This is a genomic window from Kitasatospora sp. NPDC057512 (genome assembly GCF_042802135.1).
Taxonomy (GTDB): domain Bacteria; phylum Actinomycetota; class Actinomycetes; order Streptomycetales; family Streptomycetaceae; genus Kitasatospora.
In genome coordinates this window covers 1-6,097 of record NZ_JBHVET010000535.1, presented here as the reverse complement: position 1 = coordinate 6,097, position 6,097 = coordinate 1, and the positions used below count along the sequence as shown (strand labels likewise).

Annotated in this window: 1 protein-coding gene; it reads left to right on the top strand. The window is 75.2% G+C overall.

What is annotated here, in order from left to right:
- Nucleotides 1-6,097 (top strand): amino acid adenylation domain-containing protein (locus tag ACFU6K_RS28425; protein ID WP_380667723.1); only part of this gene is annotated, 6,097 nt, incomplete at both ends.

Here is a 6,097-nt window from a genome sequence, read left to right as displayed (position 1 = left end):
CCTGCCGCTGACCCCCACCGGCAAGCTCGACCGGCAGGCGCTCCCGGCCCCCGAGCGGACCCGGTCCGCCCCTGGCCGGGCTCCGCGCACCGCGGCCGAGCAGGTGCTCGCCGGCCTCTTCGCCGACGTCCTCGGCGTGCCCGGGGTCGGCGCGGACGACAGCTTCTTCGACCTCGGCGGGCACTCGCTGCTGGCCACCCGGCTGATCGCCCGGGCCCGCTCGGTGCTCGGGGTCGAGCTGGTCCTGGCCGACCTGTTCGACGCGCCGACCGTCGCGGGCCTGGCGGCCGCCGTCGAGCGGGCCGGCCGGGCGCGGCCCGCGCTGACCCGGCGCGAGCGGCCCGACACGGTGCCGCTGTCCTTCGCGCAGCGCCGACTGTGGTTCCTGCACGGCATGGAGGGCTCCGGCGCCACCTACAACGTGCCGCTCGCGCTACGGCTGTCGGGCGGCCTCGACCGGCGCGCCCTGGAAGCCGCCCTCGCCGACCTGGTCGAGCGGCACGAGAGCCTGCGGACCGTCTTCCCGGTCGTCGACGGCGAGCCCTGTCAGCGGGTGCTGGACGCCGACGCGGCCCGGCCCCGGCTGCGCGTCACCACGGTCGGACCGGACGGACTGCCGGAGCGGCTGGCCGAGGCGGCCCGGCACGGCTTCGACCTGGCGGCCGAACCCCCGCTGCGGGCCGAGCTGTTCGAGCAGGCCGCGGACGAGCACACCCTCCTGCTGGTGGTGCACCACATCGCGGGCGACGGCTGGTCGATGGGCCCGCTCGCGAAGGACCTCACCACCGCGTACGCGGCCCGGTCGGCGGGCCGGGAGCCGGACTGGGAGCGCCTGCCCGTCCAGTACGCCGACTACACCCTCTGGCAGCGGGAGCTGCTCGGCGAGGAGACCGATCCGGACAGCCTCCAGCACCGGCAGCTCGCCTACTGGTCGGACCGCCTCGCGGGACTTCCCGAGCAGATCGAGCTGCCCTTCGACCGGCCCAGGCCGGCCGCGATGTCCTTCCGGGGGGCGCACCTGCCGGTGCGGATCGACGCCGAGCTGCACCAGGGCCTGCGCGCGCTCGCCCGGGACGGCGGCGCCAGCCTGTTCATGGTGCTCCAGGCCGGGCTGGCCGCCCTGCTCGGCAAGCTCGGCGCCGGCACCGACCTGCCGATCGGCACCCCGATCGCCGGGCGCACCGACGAGGCCGTGGACGACCTGGTCGGCTTCTTCGTCAACACGCTGGTGCTGCGCACCGACCTCTCCGGCAACCCGACCTTCACCGAACTGCTCGGCCGGGTCCGGGCCGGCGCGCTGGCCGCGTACGCCCACCAGGACCTGCCGTTCGAGCACCTGGTGGAGGCGGTCAACCCGACCCGGTCGCTGGCCCACCACCCGCTGTTCCAGACCATGCTCGCGCTGCAGAACGCGCCCACCGGCGGCTTCGAGCTGCCCGAACTGCGGGTGACCACCGACCTGGTCGGCACCGGCACGGCCAAGTGCGACCTGACCTTCATCCTGACCGAACGGCCCGGCGAGGACGGCCTGTCGGGCGTGCTGGAGTACAGCACCGACCTGTTCGACGAGGCCACCGCGGCGGACCTGGTCCGGCGCTGGCTGCGACTGCTCCGGGCCGTGGCCACCGACCCGGGGCGCCGGATCAGCCGGATCGACGTGCTGTCGGAGCAGGAGCTGCGCGAGCTGCTGCCGGCCGGTGAACCCGAGCGCACCCCGGAGCGCACCGTCACCGCTCTCGTCGAGGAGCGGGTGCGGGCGAACCCGGACGCGGTCGCGGTGGTGTGCGGCGAGGATGCGCTGACGTACCGTGAGCTGAACACCCGCGCCAACCGGCTCGCGCACGCGCTGATCGCCCGGGGCGTGGGGCCGGAGCGGCTCGTCGCGCTGGCCCTGCCGCGCTCGGCCGAGCTGGTGGTCGCCGTCCTGGCGGTCCTCAAGTCCGGCGCCGCGTACCTCCCGGTGGACCCGGCGTACCCGGCGGCCCGGATCTCCTACCTGCTCCAGGACGCCGCCCCGGCCGTGCTGGTGACGACCGGCGGGATCGGCGAGCTGCCCGGCGCGGAGTCCGTGGACCGGTTCCTGCTGGACACCGCCGACCTGGCCGGACGACCGGACACCGACCCCGAGGTCGCCGTCGATCCCCGCCACCCGGCGTACGTCATCTACACCTCCGGCTCCACCGGCAACCCCAAGGGCGTGGTGGTGCCGCACGCCAACGTGGTCCGGCTGTTCGGCACCACCCGGGAGCTGTTCGGCTTCGGCGCCGAGGACGTCTGGACGCTCTTCCACTCCTACGCCTTCGACTTCTCCGTCTGGGAGCTGTGGGGCCCGCTGCTGCACGGCGGCCGGCTGGTGGTCGTGGACCACGAGACCAGCCGCTCGCCCGGCCGCTTCCTGGAACTCCTCGCCCGCGAGCGGGTGACGGTGCTCAACCAGACGCCGTCCGCCTTCTACCAGCTGATGCAGGCGGACGCCGAGCAGCCGCGTGAACTCGCCCTGCGCACGGTGGTGTTCGGCGGCGAGGCGCTGGAACCGGCCCGGCTCGCCGACTGGTACGAGCGGCACCAGGACGACGCGCCGCGACTGGTCAACATGTACGGCATCACCGAGACCACCGTGCACGTCACCCACGCCGCGCTCGACCGGTCGGTCGCGACCGCGGGGGCGGCCAGCGTGGTCGGCGCCGCCATCCCGGACCTGCGCGCGTACGTCCTGGACGCCCATCTGCGCCCGGTGCCCCCGGGCGTGGCCGGTGAGCTGTACGTCGCGGGCCCCGGCCTGGCCCGCGGCTACCTCAACCGGCCGGGGCTGACCGCCGGGCGGTTCGTCGCCGACCCGTACGGGCCGTCGGGCAGCCGGATGTACCGCAGCGGCGACGTGGTGCGCCGGGCCGCCGACGGCAGCCTGGGCTTCGTCGGCCGGGCGGACGACCAGGTGAAGGTGCGCGGCTTCCGGATCGAGCTCGGCGAGATCGAGGCGGCGCTGGCCGCGCACCCCGGCGTCGCCCAGGTCGCCGTCCTGGCCCGGCAGGACCGCGCCGACGACACCCGGCTGGTCGGGTACCTGGTGCCGACCGCCGAGGGGGCCCCGCGCTCGGCCGAGCTGCGCGCGTACCTGGGCGAGCGGCTGCCGGAGTACATGGTGCCCTCGGCCTTCGTCGTCCTGGACGCGCTGCCGCTGACCGTCAACGGCAAGCTGGACCGCCGGGCGCTGCCCGCGCCGGAGTTCGCCACGACGGGAGCCGGCCGCGCCCCGCGCACCCCGCAGGAGCAGATCCTCTGCGAACTGTTCGCCGAGGTCCTCGGGGTGGCCGAGGCCGGCGTGGAGGACGGCTTCTTCGACCTCGGCGGGCACTCGCTGCTGGCCACCCGGCTGGCCGCCCGGGTCCGCGCGACCCTCGGGGTCGAACTGGAGCTGCGCACCCTGTTCGAGGCCCCGACCCCGGCCACGCTGGCCGCCGCCCTCACGGGCGCCCGCCGGGCCCAACTGGCCCTGGCGCCGTACCCGCGGCCGGAGCTGACCCCGCTGTCCTTCGCCCAGCGCCGGCTGTGGTTCCTGCACCAGCTGGAGGGCGCCACCGCCAACTACAACATCCCGCTGGCCTGGCGGCTCTCCGGACCGCTCGACCGCGAGGCGCTGACGGCGGCGCTGGCGGACGTGGTGGCCCGGCACGAGAGCCTGCGCACGCTCTTCCCCGCGGTGGACGGCGTGCCGCACCAGCGGGTGCTGGACGCCGTGGCGGCCCGCCCCCGGCTGCATCCGAGCCGGACCACCGAGGCGGAGCTGGACGGCGTCCTGGCCGTGGCGCTGGCCTGCCGGTTCGACCTGGAGACGGACCTGCCGCTGCACGCCGAGCTGTTCGAACTGGCGCCGGACGAGCACGTGCTGCTGGTGGTGATCCACCACATCGCGGGCGACGGCTGGTCGCTCGGCCCGCTCGCGCGGAACCTGACCGCCGCCTACGCGGCCCGCCGCCGCGGCGAGGAGCCCGCCTGGGAGCCACTGGCCGTCCAGTACGCGGACTACACGCTCTGGCAGCACGAGCTGCTCGGCGACGCCGCCGACCGGGACAGCCTGTTCGCCCGGCAGGCGGACTACTGGACCCGGCAGCTGGCCGGCCTGCCGGAGCAGATCCAGCTGCCCACCGACCGGCCCCGCCCGGCCGTCGCCTCGCACCGGGGCGCCTTCGTCCGCACCGGGCTGGACGCCGAGCTGCACCGCGGCCTGCGCGAGCTCGCCCGCACGCACGGCACCAGCCTGTTCATGGTGCTCCAGGCCGGCCTGTCCGCCCTGCTCACCAAGCTGGGTGCGGGCGAGGACGTCCCCGTCGGCAGCCTGATCGCCGGCCGCACCGACCAGGCGCTGGACGAGCTGGTCGGGTTCTTCGTCAACACCCTGGTGCTGCGCACCGACACCTCGGGCGACCCGACCTTCGCCGAACTGCTCGGCCGGGTCCGGGACACCGCGCTGGCCGGCTACGCCCACCAGGAACTGCCCTTCGAGTACCTGGTCGAGGCCCTCAACCCGGCCCGGTCGCTCTCCCACCACCCGCTGTTCCAGGTCATGCTGGTGCTCCAGAACGCCCCGCGGGCCGACTTCACCCCGCCCGGGCTGGAGACCGGCGAGGTCAGGCTGACCACCACCACCTCCAAGCTCGACCTGATCCTCTCGATGTCCGAGCGGCACTCCGAGGACGGCGCCCCGGAGGGGATCGACGGGTTCGTCGAGTACGCCTGCGACCTGTACGACCGGGCCACCGTCGAGACGGTGATCGCGCGCTGGGTGCGGCTGCTGACCGCCGCCGTCGCCGACCCCGGACGGCGGCTCAGCCGGATCGACCTGCGCTCCGCCGAGGAGCGCCGGACCGAACTGCCGCCCGTCGACGCCACTTCCGCCCCGACCGGCACGCTCCCGGAGCTCTTCCGGGCCCGGGCGGCGGAACAGCCCGACGCGGTCGCCGTCGTCGACGGCCCGACCACGCTGACCTACGGCGAACTCGACGCCCGTGCCAACCGGCTGGCCCACGCCCTGATCGCCCGGGGCATCGGGCCGGAGGACCTGGTGGCCCTGGCGCTACCGCGCTCGGCCGAGCTGGTGGTCGCCGTCCTGGCCGTCCTGAAGTCCGGCGCCGCCTACCTGCCGATCGACCCGGACTACCCCGTCGCACGGATCGCGTACCTGCTCACCGACGCCCGGCCCGCGCTGCTGCTCACCACCAGCGGGGTCGACCTGCCCGGCACGGACGGCCCGGACCGGCTGCTGCTCGACGCCGGGGAACCCGCCGGGCTGCCGGAGCACGACCCCGGTGTGACCGTCGACCCCCGGAACGCGGCGTACGTCATCTACACCTCCGGCTCCACCGGCAGGCCCAAGGGCGTGGTGGTGCCGCACGCCAACGTGGTGCGGCTGTTCGACGCCACCCGGGAGCTGTTCGGGTTCGGCGCCGAGGACGTCTGGACGCTCTTCCACTCCTATGCCTTCGACTTCTCCGTCTGGGAGCTGTGGGGCCCGCTGCTGCACGGCGGGCGGCTGGTGGTGGTGCCGTTCGAGGACAGCCGCTCGCCCGAGCGGTTCCTGCGGCTGCTGGCCGACGAGCGGGTGACGGTGCTCAACCAGACGCCCTCCGCCTTCTACCAGCTGATGCGGGCCGACCGCGACGACCCGGAGACCGGGCGGCGGCTCGCGCTGCGCACGGTGGTGTTCGGCGGCGAGGCCCTGGAACCGGCCCGGCTCGCCGACTGGTACCGGCGCCATGCCGAGGACGCGCCGCGACTGGTCAACATGTACGGCATCACCGAGACCACCGTGCACGTCACCTACGCGGCGCTGGACGCGGAACGCGCCGCCGGCACCGCCAGCGTGATCGGCACCGAACTCCCGGACCTGCGCGGCCACGTGCTGGACCGCTACCTGCAACCGGTGCCGCCCGGCGTGGTGGGCGAGCTGTACGTCGCGGGCGCCGGCCCGGCCCGCGGCTACCTGAACCGGCCCGGCCTGACCGCCGGGCGGTTCGTCGCCGACCCGTACGGGCCCGCCGGTACGCGGATGTACCGCACCGGCGACCTGGTGCGGCGGCGGGCGGACGGAGCGCTGGAG